This is a genomic window from Lysinibacillus sp. Y5S-8 (genome assembly GCF_036894365.1).
In the GTDB taxonomy this organism is placed as follows: domain Bacteria; phylum Bacillota; class Bacilli; order Bacillales_A; family Planococcaceae; genus Lysinibacillus; species Lysinibacillus fusiformis_D.
Genome location: NZ_CP145889.1, coordinates 702726 through 718958 on the forward strand (window position 1 = coordinate 702726; position 16233 = coordinate 718958).

Annotated in this window: 13 protein-coding genes and 1 pseudogene; all 14 read left to right on the forward strand. The window is 32.8% G+C overall.

Going from position 1 to position 16233, the window contains the following annotated elements; all coding sequences use genetic code 11:
- Positions 1-31: 31 nt before the first annotated feature.
- The 14 genes and pseudogenes from V6670_RS03265 (at position 32) to fliD (ending at position 16223) form a co-directional block, all read left to right on the forward strand.
- A complete protein-coding gene (locus V6670_RS03265; protein WP_338652587.1) occupies positions 32-844 on the forward strand; it encodes a flagellin in 813 nt (270 codons plus the stop codon).
- A gap of 96 nt (positions 845-940) precedes the next feature.
- Positions 941-2644: a 6-hydroxymethylpterin diphosphokinase MptE-like protein gene (locus V6670_RS03270; protein WP_338652588.1), complete on the forward strand. Its 1704-nt coding sequence runs from the start codon at positions 941-943 to the stop codon at positions 2642-2644.
- 7 nt (positions 2645-2651) lie between these two features.
- A complete protein-coding gene (locus V6670_RS03275; RefSeq protein WP_338652589.1) occupies positions 2652-2999 on the forward strand; it encodes a hypothetical protein in 348 nt (115 codons plus the stop codon).
- Complete coding sequence (locus tag V6670_RS03280) at positions 2999-4210, forward strand: 6-hydroxymethylpterin diphosphokinase MptE-like protein (RefSeq protein ID WP_338652590.1); 1212 nt, start codon at positions 2999-3001, stop codon at positions 4208-4210. Before V6670_RS03275 ends, V6670_RS03280 begins: the two co-directional genes overlap by 1 nt.
- A 138-nt stretch (positions 4211-4348) precedes the next feature.
- On the forward strand, positions 4349-5317 hold the full coding sequence (pseB, locus tag V6670_RS03285; protein ID WP_338654455.1) for a UDP-N-acetylglucosamine 4,6-dehydratase (inverting): 969 nt from the start codon (positions 4349-4351) through the stop codon (positions 5315-5317).
- A 315-nt stretch (positions 5318-5632) separates the two neighbouring features.
- Positions 5633-6355, forward strand: coding sequence for a glycosyltransferase family protein (locus tag V6670_RS03290; RefSeq protein WP_338652591.1), 723 nt, complete (start codon positions 5633-5635; stop codon positions 6353-6355).
- Between the two features lie 290 nt (positions 6356-6645).
- Positions 6646-7851: an ATP-grasp domain-containing protein gene (locus V6670_RS03295; RefSeq protein ID WP_338654456.1), complete on the forward strand. Its 1206-nt coding sequence runs from the start codon at positions 6646-6648 to the stop codon at positions 7849-7851.
- The gene (locus tag V6670_RS03300; protein WP_338652592.1) at positions 7841-8512 is read left to right on the forward strand and encodes a class I SAM-dependent methyltransferase; all 672 of its coding nucleotides are present in this window, start codon (positions 7841-7843) and stop codon (positions 8510-8512) included. The genes V6670_RS03295 and V6670_RS03300 overlap by 11 nt, the downstream gene beginning before the upstream one ends.
- 11 nt (positions 8513-8523) lie before the next feature.
- Positions 8524-9504, forward strand: a complete 981-nt coding sequence (locus V6670_RS03305) for a hypothetical protein (protein ID WP_338652594.1) — start codon at positions 8524-8526, stop codon at positions 9502-9504.
- Positions 9505-9818: 314 nt separating this feature from the next.
- A complete protein-coding gene (gene pseI / locus V6670_RS03310; RefSeq protein WP_338652596.1) occupies positions 9819-10865 on the forward strand; it encodes a pseudaminic acid synthase in 1047 nt (348 codons plus the stop codon).
- Positions 10862-12007 (forward strand): UDP-4-amino-4,6-dideoxy-N-acetyl-beta-L-altrosamine transaminase, encoded by a 1146-nt coding sequence (gene pseC / locus V6670_RS03315; RefSeq protein ID WP_338652598.1) that lies wholly within the window; start codon positions 10862-10864, stop codon positions 12005-12007. The genes pseI and pseC overlap by 4 nt, the downstream gene beginning before the upstream one ends.
- A gap of 797 nt (positions 12008-12804) precedes the next feature.
- A pseudogene (locus tag V6670_RS03320) lies at positions 12805-13029 on the forward strand (IS3 family transposase); the annotation flags it as partial.
- A gap of 298 nt (positions 13030-13327) precedes the next feature.
- A complete protein-coding gene (locus V6670_RS03325) occupies positions 13328-13717 on the forward strand; it encodes a flagellar protein FlaG (RefSeq protein ID WP_338652600.1) in 390 nt (129 codons plus the stop codon).
- 22 nt (positions 13718-13739) lie between these two features.
- On the forward strand, positions 13740-16223 hold the full coding sequence (gene fliD / locus V6670_RS03330) for a flagellar filament capping protein FliD (RefSeq protein WP_338652602.1): 2484 nt from the start codon (positions 13740-13742) through the stop codon (positions 16221-16223).
- Positions 16224-16233 lie beyond the last annotated feature (10 nt).

Genomic DNA, 16233 nt, shown 5'->3' on the forward strand with positions numbered 1-16233 from the left:
AACAAAACAAACATTCAAGGAGGAATTCTAAATGAGAATTCAACACAACATTTCAGCTTTAAACACACACCGTAACCTTTCTTTCAACAACACTGAAGCTTCAAAAAATCTTGAAAAACTATCTTCAGGTTACAAAATCAACCGTGCTGGCGATGACGCTGCTGGTTTAGCAATCTCTGAAAAAATGCGCGGACAAATTCGTGGTCTTGATATGGCGACTAAAAACGCTCAAGATTCAATTTCTTTAATCCAAACTGCTGAGGGTGCTCTTAACGAAACACACTCAATTTTACAACGTATGCGTGAATTAGCAGTACAATCTGCGAACGATACAAACGTAACTTCTGACCGTGGGGATCTACAAAAAGAAATTAACGCATTATCTGCAGAAATTACACGTATCTCAACTGATACAGAGTTCAATACTCAAAAATTACTAAATGGTTCATTTAATGATAAAACATTCCATATCGGTGCAAATAAAGACCAAAAAATCAATTTAACTATTGGTAATATGTCAGCATCTGCATTATCAGTTTCTAAGGTTAGTATCTCTAGTCAAACTAACGCAAACACTGCAATTGATACAATCAACAAAGCGATTACTACAGTTTCAGATGCACGTTCTAGCTTAGGTGCTGTTCAAAACCGTTTAGAGCACACAATCAACAACTTAGGTGCTACTTCTGAAAACTTAACAGCTGCTGAATCTCGTATTCGTGATACAGATATGGCTAAAGAAATGATGGGCTTCACTAAGAACAATATCTTAATGCAAGCTGCTCAATCTATGTTAGCTCAAGCTAACCAACAACCACAGGGCGTTCTTCAATTATTACAATAATTGATTAACATTTAGGTTAAAATAAAGGAATCTGTCCTCGACAGATTCCTTTATTTTTTTTATTTTAGGACGATAATAGATAAGAGGTGGTTGAATTTGAGTAAATATAATATCGAATATATAACAACAAATAACAATTTAAAAACAATTAGAGTAAATAATTTCTTTTTACATAGTAAATACAATCCTATCCAAGAAGCGAAGAGAATTGTAGAAAAAGAGTTCGAACCCAATTTTGTTCATGTAGTTTTTGGGTATGGATTAGGTTATATTATTGATGAGTTGAATAGAAAATTAAGAAAAAACGGTAAATTAATTGTTATTGATCCTTTATTTAAGGAGTTCAAAGGTGAAGTAATAGCTAATACTCTTTCATTTACTCTTATAGAAGAGGTGAAAAGTGAAGTTATAGAAGAGGCTTTAGCTACCAATTTAGCTAACTTAAGCACCCAAGTAAAAGTAATATGCTCACCGAATTATGATAAAATTTTAAGAGAGGAATATCTGGTTGTATTAGAAACCATTAAAACAGTGCAAAGGCTTCATCAAATTGGAGAAAATACGTCAAGACAATTTTCCTTAGACTGGCAGGAGAATTATGTACATAATATTTTGCATTCATATATGAATCATTCTTTAATAGAATTAGAAAAACTCTATGACTGCCCAATTATCGTAATCTCAGGCGGTCCATCTTTAAAAAAACAGATATTAAAGGTGAAGGAAATAAAAGATAACATTATTACAATTGCCTCAGGGTCAACTATTAATTCTTTATTACATCATGGAATTGAGCCTGATTATGTAATATCTATAGATGGGGGAATAGCAAATTATAATCATTTTAAGGAAATTAGCAATATAAAGTCCCAATTAATTTTTGGTTTTAGTAGTCATTATAAAATTCAAGAGATATTTTCAAACGAAAAATACGCTCTTTTAGATATTGGAGATAGTGAATTTCAAAATTACTTAAAAAACGTATTTAGTTTAGAGGTGCCTCTTATTGCAGGTGGAGCTTCTGTAGCGAATTTTGCTTTTACAGTAGCTTGTTATATGACGAGCGGCCCAATTGCAATAATTGGACAAGACTTGGCCTATACGGATAATAAATCTCATGAAGATAGTAATAAACACTTTATAGAAGTAGACGAAGCATACAAGAAGAGTCGTGGGATGTTTGAAATAACAGGATACTACAATGATAAAGTTCTAACCGACTATGCGTTTTTACTTATGAAGAAGGATTTTGAAAGGCTTAATAGGCATATACAGCATCCGTCGCCTATTTTCAATTGTACAGAGGGGGGAGCGAAAATAGAAGGGATGGAACAAATTCCATTCACGGAGTTTTGTAATTTATATATTATTGGAGAAACTAACAATAAGGTAAATGTGCGATCTAAACCGAATTCAAAAAATAGTGATTTCTTTATTGAAAAAATGCAGGCGGAGATAGCAATTTATAATAATATTATTGGGGAAATTCAGGTTGGTCTAGCTAAGTTAAATAATAATAAATCGAATGTCATATTTGAAAAAAGTGTATTACGTGAATTAGATAAGATAGATAAATTGATTAAAAAATATAAGGAAAAAACCGCAATGAATCATATATTTGATCCAATTACAATGGATGTCCTACGTAATTATGCACCAGTACCAAATGAAAGTAGTCAAGCAGCTTATGAAAGAGCATTCAATCAAAATAAAGAACTGTATTCAAGACTATTAGAAGCTTTTAAAATTTCTAGACAATATGTTTCGGATGTAATAAAAAACACCAATAAATTAATGTGAGGTTACGATGATGAACGAACTTTTAAACGATACAATTAAAAGCTTTAATGAATATATAGAGAGATTACCTGAAGGATGTATGATGATTGCTAGTAACCTTCGCGATGATCGTATTGCCGAAGGTCTTAATCATATCCGCGATTTTTCAGAAGGAGCAGGCTGGATAGTGGAAGCAAGCAGGTTATTAAAAGAAAATAATGTGACTATCACTTTCGATATGACAAAGATTGTAGATTATTTATCGGAAATAAATGATGGATTGTCAATTGGTGATTATAATTTAGTTGCAGATTTATTTGAGTATGAGATTGTTCCGTTCTTTTCAAATATTGATTTAGGAGCTTCTAAAATCTGATGCAGTTTGAAAAAATAGAAGCAAAGGATGGAAATTCCACATTAAAGGTAAATAATATATTGCTATATAGTAAGTATCGGCCTATTACAGATGCGGAAAAGTTCATTGAAAGTGAGTTTAATAGTGACAGTAAAGGATACTTATTAATTGGGTTAGGATTAGGCTACCATCTACATGCATTATTAAAACTAGGTACCAATTCGAAACCAATTATTGTTTATTCTTTGGATAGTAAAGAAATAGACTTATATAAGTCTATTTCTTGTGGTGAAAAATTGCCGAGTAATGTTACTATTACTACAGACTATAGAAAAATTGCTAATGTAAATGATTGTCAAATTATTATACCAAACGTTTGGCTACAAGTAATGGATAAACAGCATCCATTGTATTATTTGCTAATGGATATTAAAATGAAGCAGATGTCGTTTAAACGTTTCTCATCAATGATGGAAATGAACTTTTATGCAAATATTAAGCAACAGTATTACACATTACAATATTATCAAGAAAATTTAAAGCAGAAAAAGGTTTCTTGTCTAATTTCTAGCGGACCTTCTTTAGATGTTACTAAAAAGTGGTTGGAAGTAGTTAATGGAAAGGTGTACCTACTATGTGTAGGATCTGCATTGAAAGTTCTATTGGAGGAAGACATTGTTCCAGATGGGGTCATTATATCAGATTGTCAACCAACAATTTCAGAGCAATTAAGTGATTCTGGATATACCGGAGATCTCTTCTTTTTAAGTACTGCAGATTTTAATACGGTAAGGTCTCATGAGGGAGATAAATATATATTATTACAAAAAGGGTACGAACTAGCAGAACAATACGCTAAGAAAATGAATTATCCATTGTTAGAAACGGGTGGTTCAGTAGCTACCACTGGCTTTAGTTTGTTGGAGTACTTAGGGTTTAATTCTATAGTACTGTTTGGTCAGGATTTAGGTTTTACGGATGAATACACACATGCCACTAATTCTACTTCAGGAAGAAAGTTGTCCAAGAACGAGGAATATATAGAAATAGAGTCCAACACTGGAGAACTTATTAAAACAATGCCTAATTTATATAGCTACTTAAATTGGTTTAATCAAAAATGTAGAGTAACTAATTGTCAAGTTTATAATACTGCTAAAAAAGGGGCAAAAATTGCTAGTGTTTCTTTGCTAGAGGAAGAACAACTATATGAACTTATTAAAAACTCATAGATTTATGAGTTTTTCTTTATTATTTTAAAAATTTGTCGATATATAACATATAAAATTCAAGAAAAAATATGTTTAAATTGTTTTTCGATTATGTACTATTATAATTTTGAATTGTTATAAGATAGGAGTTTAAAAATGATGTCTCTAATTAATAAAACAGTGTTAGTAACCGGCGGTACAGGCTCTTTTGGTAAAAAATTTATCGGAAAAGCACTTACACAAGGTGTGAAAAAAATTATTGTTTTCAGTCGCGATGAACTGAAGCAATATGAAATGAAGCAAGAATTCCAAGATGAACGCATTCGCTTCTTTATTGGCGATGTGAGGGACAAAGACCGTTTATATCGTGCATTTGATGGTGTTGATATTGTGATCCACGCAGCTGCTATGAAGCATGTGGATGCATGTGAGTACAACCCATTCGAAGCGATTAAAACGAATATACACGGTGCACAAAATATTGTAGAAGCCGCAATTAATCGTGGTGTTGAAAAGGTAATTGCATTAAGCACCGATAAGGCATGTAGTCCAGTGAATCTGTATGGCGCTACAAAATTAGCATCTGATAAACTATTTGTGGCGGCCAATGCTTATGTAGGTGAAAAGAAGACTAGATTTTCAGTTGTTCGATATGGCAATGTAGTTGGTAGTCGAGGTAGTGTTGTACCATTCTTTAAAAAAATAAAAGAAACGGGAGTTGTACCTATTACTGATGAACGTATGACACGTTTTTGGATTACATTAGATAAAGGTGTACAATTTGTACTCGAAAGTTTAGAGCGAATGCATGGAGGAGAGATATTTGTTCCAAAAATTCCAAGCATGAACATTTTAGACTTAGCGAAGGCGATTGCTCCAGAGTGTAAGCATGAGGTAATCGGAATTCGTCCAGGCGAAAAGTTACATGAGGCTATGATTATGGAAGACGATGCACGTCACACACGCGAATTCGATACCTATTATGTTATTCAGCCTGAATTTAATTGGTGGTCTAAGGCATATACAGAAGAAGGAAAAGCATTATCAGATGGCTTTGCTTATACAAGTGACAGCAATTCAGAGTGGTTAACAGTTGAGCAACTAATTAAAATGGTTGAAGAGCTATAATGGAGTAACGAATTTTGTTTAGAACAAATTTGAACCTAAAAAATGCAGTTATGCGGATCACGTTAGAATTACCAAATATTTAAAGAATAAACTTTTAAAAAATGCTACTGTGGATTTTTTTGTCAGTAATGAAAATGTTTAAAGTAATAAAAGGTTATTAAGTTATTGAGTACCCTTTAATACATTTATTCTATAAGTATTTATAAATAATCCAAATAATTGATGACTTTTGTAAGTATAAACGAGAGGAACAGAAATCTAAAATAACACATATACAAGAAAAATAATTAACTAAATTAAGGTGATGAGGGTACTATGAAAACAATCACAATAATTCAAGCGCGTATGGGGTCTACACGCCTTCCAGGCAAGGTGTTAATGCCATTGGGGGAAAAAGATGTACTGTCATTTGTCGTTGCACGATGTCAAAAAATTGTAGGTGTCAATGAGGTTATAGTTGCCACTTCTCAGCTTTCGCAAGATGATGTAATTGAAGATTGGTGTATAAAAAATGAAATAACGTGTTTTAGAGGCTCAGAAAAAGATGTACTTGATCGTTATGTAAAATGTGCAAAAATATATCAGCCAAATTATGTTATGCGTGTTACGTCAGATTGCCCGTTTGTAGATTATGAGATTGGGAGTGATATGCTGGCATTAGCAAAAGAAACGGGTGTAGAAGTTATCGACATTATAGAAAAACTACCACGGGGTTTAGCTGTTGAGGTTATTTCATATGACGCACTATGCCGTATTTATAACGTTGGAAGAGAAGAGAGACATAGGGAACACGTAACGTATTATGCCTACGAATTTCAAGATGAATTTACACGTGTGGGCTATAAACCCTCAGTGAACCGTCAATACCCGAATTTACGTATTACACTAGATACAGAAGAGGATTACGCACTATGCCGTGCTGTTGCAAACCATTTTAATGATGAGCTTGTTTCAAGTGCAGAAGTAGTTAGCTTTCTTATTGAAACGCCAAATATCGCAAATTTAAATGCCCATATTGAGCAAAAACCCGTGATATAGAAGAAAATTTATTACTTCTATGTTATAAAAAGAGGATGAGTCTATTAATTTGTTATTTTTTCCTGAAGCTCAGGGAAATAAATTGATGTATATGAAGGTTGGAATTTTCCTTTTTAGAAGTAAAAAGTATTCAATTGTCATCAATGAAGAATCATAAAAACGAAACAAAGAGGAAGATACATATTTATTATTTTATACTAAATAAAATAATAAAATAAAAAGTTAAAAGGGTAAAACGTTATGTTGAAATTATTTGAATTTCAATGCGTTAGGGGATGATAGTATTGAACGTGTTGTCTATAGGAGCAGGACAAGAACAAGTATTTAGTATTCTCGAGGCAAGGGCCTTAGGATTCACAGTCATTGCAGTAGATGGTAATGCAAATGCAGTAGGATTTCAATATGCAAATTATAGCTTTCCTATTGATCTTGCTGAAGAACGGCAGATTATAGAATTAGCTAAGAAGTATGACGTTAAATTCATAATACCTTCGCCTATAGGTCGTTTTTTAGTAACTGTTGGTGCTGTAAATGATGCATTAAATTTGCCAGGGGTTTCGAAAGTTGCTGCTAGAATATTAGCAGATAAGCATTTGTTTTCACAGTTATTGAATAAATTAAATATGTTTACACCTACTCATAGAATTATTAATAAACCAAATTTATTTACCATAATGAAAGAAATAAACACTTTAAGTTATCCTTGCATTTTAAAACCAGTTAATGGATCGGGAAGCAGAGGAGTTGTTACCTTATATAACAATTTTAATAATGATAATCTAATAGAACAACATGTCAGTAGTTTATTAACTAATGAAAATACTGTTATTGAAGAGTATGTTATAGGAACTGAATACGGTGTTGATTGTCTAATTAGAAATGACAATTTAGAAATTGTAGCAGTTAGAGAAAAAATCATGACAAACTTACCATATCGTCAAGAAATAGGATACATTACTTCATTCGATATCGAATTAGAAAAAAATATAGCTGTTGAAATACAGAAAATAATCGATGAGCTAAAATTAAATAATTGCATAATGCAAGTAGATTTAATTCTATTGTCTAATAACTTTGTTTATATAATAGAGGCAGCTGCTCGACCATCAGGTTTAAGAGTTACACAAAATTTGTTACCTTTCATTGTAGAGGAATCACCAGTTTCAATATTATTAAAAGAAGTTATAAAAGAGAAGAAATCTGAATTATCGAAAAAAAATAGTAAATTTTATGGCTTGTTTTTCTTTGATTTTAAAGAAGAAGGAGTACTGTATAGAAAACCATCATCAAAAGAGATAAGTAAACTAAAGGTTATAACTGAGTACGAATGTAATTTAAATAAAGGAGATAAAATTACTGTTGTTAAAGACGGCTTAGGTATTTATCAACGAGGTTATTTTATTATAGAAGGCGATACAAAAGAAGAGGTAATAAAAAACAGAATTAAAATATTAGAATTATTTTTAATTAAAGGTGGAGAAAATAATGAATTATGATGAGAGTAATAAAAAAGCATGGGGAAGAGTTATTAGAAAAAATCAAATGCTATACCCGAATGAAAGGGTAGTTTCTTTTTTTGCAAAAAATTTTCCTGACACACAAGGTAATATTGCCAAAAATGCACTAGATGTTGGATTTGGTTCAGGAAGACATTTGAGTGTAATGGTAGATTACGGATTTAATACATATGGAATAGACTATAGTGAAGATTGTTTAGATGAGTGTAAGAAAATATTAGGATCTCAGGTTAATCTCAAGTTAGAAAGCATAGAAGAAAATACTTTTGAGACATCTTCATTAGATGCAGTGGTATTATTCGGTATGATGTTTTTACGTCAAAAAAGTGATATTAAAAGGGATTTATCCATTGTTTATAATCTACTTAGAAATAATGGGAAAATTTTAATCAATTTCAGAACTGAATTCGACTTTTTATATGGTAAGGGTCAAGAAGTAGGTGAGGGTTCTTTTGTACTAGATGAAACGTATCCTACATATTCAGGTATGCTTTATACCTTTTTTTCTAAAGAAGAAGCACAAGGACTCTTAGAGGAAGCTGGATTCTATATAGAAAATGTAGAGCGCGAGGATTTTTGGAAAAATAATTTATCTGAACAGCATAGTTGGTGGATTTTTACAGCTAGTAAGCGATTATAAGAGAGTTAAAAATGATACTTATTCATACGATATTGAATGTAACGGTAGGGATAGGAAATTTCAGCCGTTGTTACTCTATTTTTAAGCAACTTGAAATGGATGGTGAAGAATGTATTTTTCTTGTGGAAGGAAATCAAGAGTTAGTAAGTCAATTTGATTTAACAAATATTATTTTTATTATCGAAAATGATACGATATTTTCTTTATTACATCGACATACTGGTATTTTTGTAATAGATATACCAGTAGCCCCCTTAGCATTAGTTTATTTTTATAGGGAAAGAAGAGAAAAGGTTATCTCAATTAATGATCAATATGCTTTAGATATTGAACCGAGTATATATATCAATGGAGATAATAGTAAAAATTATATTTTTAATAATACAAGAAAATACGCTGGTGCTGAATATCAAATTATAAGAAATGATTTGAAAACTTATAGGCCATTGATATACCCTACCTTACATCAAATAAGAAATATAGGAATTATGTTTGGAGGATCTGATCCAGGCTTATTAACAGAGAAATTCATCAATGAATTACAAGGAAATGATTATTATGGATTCACATTTCATATTTTTTTAGGTAGCGGCATTAGTAAAAATCGGAAATTATCTTTGAAGAGTAAAACATTATTCAATGTAATATATATTGATAATAAATTAGTTGCTGATTTTTTTAATGAAATTGATGTTTTAATAACTATGGGAGGGATTACTTCTTACGAGGCTATGTATGTAGGTGTACCTGTATTATCTATAGAGTGGAAATACATGGGCCAATATGTTTCTTATCTAGGTTCATTAGGTTTGTTGGTAAATTTAGGTGATTTTAATGATGAGACTTTAACTAAGTTAGTACATGCATTAAGTAATCTAGAAAATATAAATCGAATAGGGCAATATGCTTTTGAAACTATAAATGGATATGGACTAAATAAGGTTTGTAGCATTATTTTAGCTAGACAAAGAGAATTAGGTCTTGATAAATAAAAAGTTGAAACGCGATGTTATTGTTAAACCTATATACAGGCGAGGATAAGAGATGTTTGTGTATTTTGGATGAACGTTCATGTAATGAAAATTTTCAAAATAATCCATGCGTTAATTTGTTCAAGTGTGAGAGTTGTGGCAGTTTAATATTTTACAGGACCATGAATAATTGTTGTTGAGCTTGATTCAGATATAAATTTAGGTTGCATGAGAGATATAGAAAAAGTGTATGAACATTTATTTAAACTATTTTAACAAAAATTCAAAGAAGGAAAATACCCAAGCGTTTGAATATAATAATGGAGTTGATAATTATGATAAAAATTGGAGACCGTGAAATAGGTCGTGATGCGAAACCATTTATTATTGCTGAGATGTCGGGGAATCACAATCAATCGTTAGAGCGAGCATTGCGTTTAGTAGAATTAGCGGCAGAAGCAGGTGTGGACGCATTAAAATTACAAACCTATACAGCTGATACGATTACCCTAGATGTACATACAAACGAATTTTTCATTTCAAATGAAAATAGTTTATGGAAGGGACAATCACTTTATAACTTATATAAACAGGCTTATACACCATGGGAATGGCATGAAGCTATATTTAAGAAAGCTAGTGAATTAGGAATCATGGCATTTAGTTCACCATTTGATGAAACAGCAGTTGACTTTTTAGAAAAATTGAATGTACCTGCTTATAAAATCGCATCGTTTGAAAATGTTGATATTCCATTAATTCGCAAGGTAGCACGAACAGGAAAGCCAATCATTATTTCCACAGGTATGGCTTCAGCAGCGGAGTTAGATGAGGCAGTAAGTGCGGCAAGAGAAGAAGGCAATGACCAAATTATTTTACTAAAATGTACGAGTACTTATCCAGCCACTCCTGCGAACTCAAATCTAGCAACAATTCCACATATGCGAGAGTTATTTAATTTAGAGATAGGATTATCTGATCATACAATGGGAGTTGGCGTTGCTGTAGCGGCAGTTACATTAGGGGCAACAGTTATTGAAAAACACTTTACAATAGCAAGAGCAGAAGGTGGAGTAGATGCATCATTTTCGATGGAACCACATGAATTAAAGATGCTTGTTGAGGAAACAGAGCACGCATGGCAGTCGATTGGTAAGGTCAAGTATGGACCAACTGAAGCAGAACTGAAATCAGTGACTGACCGCCGCTCTCTCTATGTAGGTGAAGATATGAAAGCTGGCGATGTTTTTACCGTTGAAAATCTACGTAATGTTCGACCTGGTCAAGGTTTACCTACAAAATATTATGACCTTGTACTTGGTAAACCTATAAAAGTAGATGTTAAAAAGGGCACGCCGTTAAGTTGGGAGCTTTTATTGTGAACAAACGCGAAAAATTTTTAGCTTATGGGCAGCAAAGTATTGATGATGATGACATTGCTGCAGTTGTCGAAGCATTAAAGTCCCCATTTTTAACAACAGGACCTAAAATTGCTGAGTTCGAAGAAACAATTGCTACTTATGTTGGTGCTAAATATGCAGTAGCGTTTTCTAACGGTACAGCGGCGTTACATGCCGCTTGCTTTGCTGCGGGGATTGGGGATGGTGACGAGGTGATAACGTCACCTATTACTTTTGCCGCAAGCGCTAATTGTGTACGTTACGTTGGTGGCGATGTTGTATTCGCTGATATAAATACAGAAACCTATAATATTGATGTATTAGAAATCGAACAGAAAATTACACCAAGAACAAAAGCAATCATTCCTGTAGATTTTACAGGACAACCAGCAGATATGGATTCGATAATGGAACTGGCTAAGAGATATAATCTCGTAGTCATCGAAGACGGTGCTCATTCATTAGGTGCAGAATATAAGGGGCGTAAAGTAGGTACACTTGCCCATATGACAATGTTCAGTTTCCATCCAGTAAAACCTGTAACTACTGCTGAGGGAGGGGTTATTGTTACAGATGATTGGCATTATTTTGAACAGCTAAAGTTATTCCGAAGTCATGGTATTGAACAAACAGCCTACGCTGAAGAACAGGGCGCATGGTATTATGAAATGACATCACTAGGTTTTAACTATCGTATGACAGATATACAAGCAGCACTTGGAATCTCTCAAATGAAAAAACTGGACTACTATATAGAAAAGCGTCGAAAGCTAGCAAAACTTTATAATGAGTTATTACGTAATGTAGATGGAATCACTATTCCCTATCAATTGGAGAATACAAATTCTGGGTGGCATTTATATTCAATTCAGTTGGATGAACAAAATATTAGAAAAACAAGAAAACAAGTTTTTGAGGCAATGCGAGAATCAAATATTGGTGTGCATGTTCACTACTTACCTATTTACTGGCATCCTTATTATCAGGGATTAGGCTATAAGAAAGGACTGTGTCCTTTAGCGGAAACATGGTATAAAGGGGCGTTAACATTGCCGCTCCATCCAAGTATGACAGAACAGGATATTAATGATGTTGTCAGCCTTTTATTACATCAGATAAATTAAAAGGGCCTATTTCTTCGATTATTATACAAAAAAATAGGTTAAATTATTGGTGTTTTGAAGTGTCTAAATTAGATTATTTGTACTGATGTATAACAAACTTGTTTGATCTCATTTTTATATGTTGTGGTTTCTAGAAAAGTATTACATTAATATCATTGATTGTGATTTTCATGAAGTGTGAAGAATGAGATCTATATTAATACTTAAATATTTAAATGACTTTAGTGGTGTAGGAAGTGTGTGTGAAGATACTTCCTACACAAGTTGGAATATAACAGTTAAAAAGAAAACATATCAAACGTATCTTAAAGTGTGTCACCAGGAAATGGTAGATATACTACTAGCATAGTGAAAAGAAAGAGTAAAGAACATAATGATTTTAATTATGCAAAGTTTATATTAGACGAATATACCGTATGATGTTGGCTGATGGATTAGTATTTATAAGGAATTAAGAGAAGAATTATTATACTATAACATTTGTCTTTTATCCAAGGCATATTACACGCGGTTGGTAATGGAACAGAAAAAACTTAACATTATCTTTGGTAGACGCAGCAGTAGTTTTTCAATTACGAAAGAAGGCATAGGTTTTACGGGACCAAAAGAACCAAGAATTATGGGTAGACTAATATTTTACTATGTTTAATATTTAGTATAAAAGCGTGAAATATAAAAAAGCCTTTGGTTCAGCAGCAAATTCTCGGACTGACCTAAAAATATAAGACAAATAAAAACACCTTTCGTTGAAAAACGGGTATTGAATACCAAACAATCAATGTGGAGGTGTTTTTTCTATGGGTACAAGAGTAAGTTATCCCATTGAGAATAAAAATGAAAGCGATTGAAATGAGGTTAGCTGGTGTGCCAGTGAAGGAGGGCATCAACGATTACAACAACCACTTGGGAAACAATATTCATTTGGGAAAGGTCTTGAATATGATACAGAAGAGGCACGTTTACAAGCTGAAATTAGTTTCTTAAAACAACAAATTGTAGTACTAAAAAGGACAAAGAACTTGAGAGGAAGCATAGCACGGCTAATGCTTGTGTGAATCGTATCGTCGAAGAATATATACACTATTATAAATATTCGTATCCAAACAAAACAAAACTACCAGTCGCCGGTAAAATACTATCAACTGGCTGTTTAAAGGGTGTTTTCTTACTGTCTCAAAAAAGGCTGTTAGTGCCTTCTAAACTAGAGGCTTTTTTTGAGTAATGTATCAGCAAAAGTAGATTACTGTAAAAAGGTGAAACATTCCTAAAAACTTCCGATATTAAATATAAGAATAAGAAATGTTTAGGAGGTTACATATTATGCGTATTGCAGCTCAGGGACAGTCTACAGATGTAGGAAATGCAACGTCATCGACAATTTCTAAGAAAGCTGGTTTAGAGGAAACTGCGACGACTACTAGTAAATTTCAGTCAGTAACGCAATTACAGGGAGATAAAATACCTACTACTGAGATGCAAGAAATATCGAAAGACAAGCTGCAAAATGTGGTAGATACAGTAAATGAATTTTTACAAATTAATCATAACGCTTCAAAATTTGTGTTGCATGACGGTTTAGATCGTTATTTCGTACAGGTTGTCGATACCCAAACAGAAGAAGTTGTAAAAGAAATCCCGCCTAAAAAACTTTTAGACGCATTTTATGAGATGCAAAAGTTATTAGGGATGATTGTTGACGAAAAAATATAAGCAAAATTAGGAGGAAATTATAATGGTAAATAGAATAAGTGGATTAGCATCAGGGATGGATATAGATTCAATAGTAAAAAAATTAATGTCTGCGGAAAAAGCACCATTAAACAAGTTATATCAAAAGAAACAAACATATGAGTGGCAGCGTGACGCATATCGTAGTGTTAATACAAAATTAAAAACATTGGATACCTACATTGCTGATAACTTAGTATTAAAAAGTTTCCTATCTAAAACGGCAGCTAGTTCAAACTCTAATTTAGTATCTGCTACTGCAACAGGAAGTGCTGCGGGAACACTGTCAATTGAAGGTGTTTCGCAATTAGCTACAGCGGCTCGTAAAGTTGGTGATCAAGTAAGTGCTGTAGGTTCGACGAAAATGTCTGATTTAGGGGCAACAGGGACGATTGAATTTAAAGCTATTCAAAGCAACGGTCAATTAGCAAGTGCAGCAACAAAAATTGAAATTACTTCTGATATGACTGTGAATCAGTTTATTAGTAAAGTAAATACAAGTAATGCAGGGATCAGCGCTGTATTTGAAAATGGCCGATTCTCATTTACTGCCAAAAACACTGGTGATGTTAAAGGCGATGATGAAATTAAAGTTGTAGGCGGTTTAGACATTTTCAACAAGTTAGGGTTTGCTGATCCAAATAAAGTTCAAAATACAGAAGGAAAAAATGCTATTTTCACTGTGAATGGCATAGCAACTGAACGAACAACAAATACGTTTACGATTTCAGGTTATAATGTAACGTTAAAGGATACATTCAATGGCCTTCAAACAATTTCAGATAAGTATAAGGCTGCTGTGGAAGAATTTAAAAATGCTACCACTAATTTAGCAAATAAACAAGCAAATCTGGCAACAAAAAAAGGAGCTTATGGTGCTAGTGATATTAATAGCTACACAGCGGCACACGAAACTGCTTATGCAGATGCCTTTGGTAATACTTTAACTTTGTCACAGCGTATGCAATACAACAAAATTGGAAGTGACACATGGAGGAATTTATCAAATGATGAAATAGATTTCATCAACAACCAGTCATCAGTACAAGGTATTAAAGATAATCTAGACGGAAGTTCTTTAAGTGATGAAAGCAAAGCCAAATTAAAGGGTTTATCTAATGAAGCGTTAGACGTTTTATTTACAAATAAAAATCAACTTACAGATTTTAAAGTTCAAGCTGAGTACGAAAAATATGGTACAAAATTAAAAGGTTTTGACCAAAATGCCATAGATGCATTAAAAAGCTTTCCATATAACAGTAATGATTCTATCGAAAAAATTCATAAAGATATAGATGATAATACGGAATTTTCACAAGAAGTAAAAGATGCATTAAAATCTTTAAGTAAAGATGATTTGACTAAATTAATTGCAACAGATTCGGCAACTTTAAAAACTTATCAAGAAAAAGCTCAAGCTGATGATTTAAAACAAAAGTACAGCAAATTCGGCGATGCTTTATTAAAAGGTTTACAAGATGGTAGTAAAAAAGAGGCTGATTTATCAGAGGAACAAAAGAAGATTTGGAATGATTTGTCATCTGGTGAAAAAGATAAATTTTACGCATTAGCGGGACAAAATATCTTGCGTACAGAGTACTTAACTGCAGATGCTGAAGAAAAAGCAGCCACTACGCGTTTAAATGAAGCTACTAGTACGCAAAATGCGGCAAAAGCAGATGCTGATGCAGCTGGTATCCTAAATGGTGATGGTAGTATTGATGATGCGAAAGTAAATGCTGCACCAAAAGCACAAGCAGTCACAATGACATCAACAACAAATGTTGATGACATCATGGCAAAAATCAAAGAATTTGTTACTACTTATAACGGATTGATTAAAGATTTTAATGATCAAACGAAAGAAACAAAATATCGTGATTATACACCATTAACTAGCGAGCAAAAAGAAGAGATGTCCGAAAGTGAGATTAAACTTTGGGAAGAAAAAGCGAAGAGTGGTTTATTAAGAGGTGATACTCTTATTCGTGAAGGACTGTCTAGTATGCGTTCATTAGTGTATCAAGCTAATCCAAGTATTGATTCTAAATATAATACGTTATTTAGTATTGGAATTACGACAACTAAAAACTACAATGATGGCGGAACACTTGAAATTGATGAAAATAAATTACGAAAAGCTTTAGAAGAAGATCCAAATGCAGTCGAAAAGCTTTTTAAAAATAGTGAAGGTAAAAAAGAAGACGTAGTAGATGGTAAAACAGTTGATACACGTGGTTACATAGATAAATTACGTGAATCGATGAAATCTTTTGAAATCAGTATTGAGAAAAAAGCTGGTCGTGCTACAATGACGGACGCTCAATATACAATTGGGAAAAATCTTATAGATACAGAAAGTCGAATTAGCACTTGGAAGAGCAAACTAGAAAGTATCGAAGCTCGCTATTGGAAGCAATTCACTGCTATGGAGGCAGCTATTAATAAAGCCAATTCACAATCAAGTTTGTTCTCACAAGGTTCTTGATGAGGTTTTT

What these genes read in the sequence shown, in the direction of transcription:
- V6670_RS03265 (WP_338652587.1), top strand. Translation starts at nt 32, where the DNA reads ATGAGAATTCAACACAACATTTCAGCTTTAAACACACACCGTAACCTT.
- V6670_RS03275 (WP_338652589.1), top strand. Translation starts at nt 2,652, where the DNA reads ATGATGAACGAACTTTTAAACGATACAATTAAAAGCTTTAATGAATAT.
- V6670_RS03280 (WP_338652590.1), top strand. Translation starts at nt 2,999, where the DNA reads ATGCAGTTTGAAAAAATAGAAGCAAAGGATGGAAATTCCACATTAAAG.
- pseB (WP_338654455.1), top strand. Translation starts at nt 4,349, where the DNA reads ATGTCTCTAATTAATAAAACAGTGTTAGTAACCGGCGGTACAGGCTCT.
- V6670_RS03290 (WP_338652591.1), top strand. Translation starts at nt 5,633, where the DNA reads ATGAAAACAATCACAATAATTCAAGCGCGTATGGGGTCTACACGCCTT.
- V6670_RS03300 (WP_338652592.1), top strand. Translation starts at nt 7,841, where the DNA reads ATGAATTATGATGAGAGTAATAAAAAAGCATGGGGAAGAGTTATTAGA.
- V6670_RS03305 (WP_338652594.1), top strand. Translation starts at nt 8,524, where the DNA reads ATGATACTTATTCATACGATATTGAATGTAACGGTAGGGATAGGAAAT.
- pseI (WP_338652596.1), top strand. Translation starts at nt 9,819, where the DNA reads ATGATAAAAATTGGAGACCGTGAAATAGGTCGTGATGCGAAACCATTT.
- V6670_RS03325 (WP_338652600.1), top strand. Translation starts at nt 13,328, where the DNA reads ATGCGTATTGCAGCTCAGGGACAGTCTACAGATGTAGGAAATGCAACG.
- fliD (WP_338652602.1), top strand. Translation starts at nt 13,740, where the DNA reads ATGGTAAATAGAATAAGTGGATTAGCATCAGGGATGGATATAGATTCA.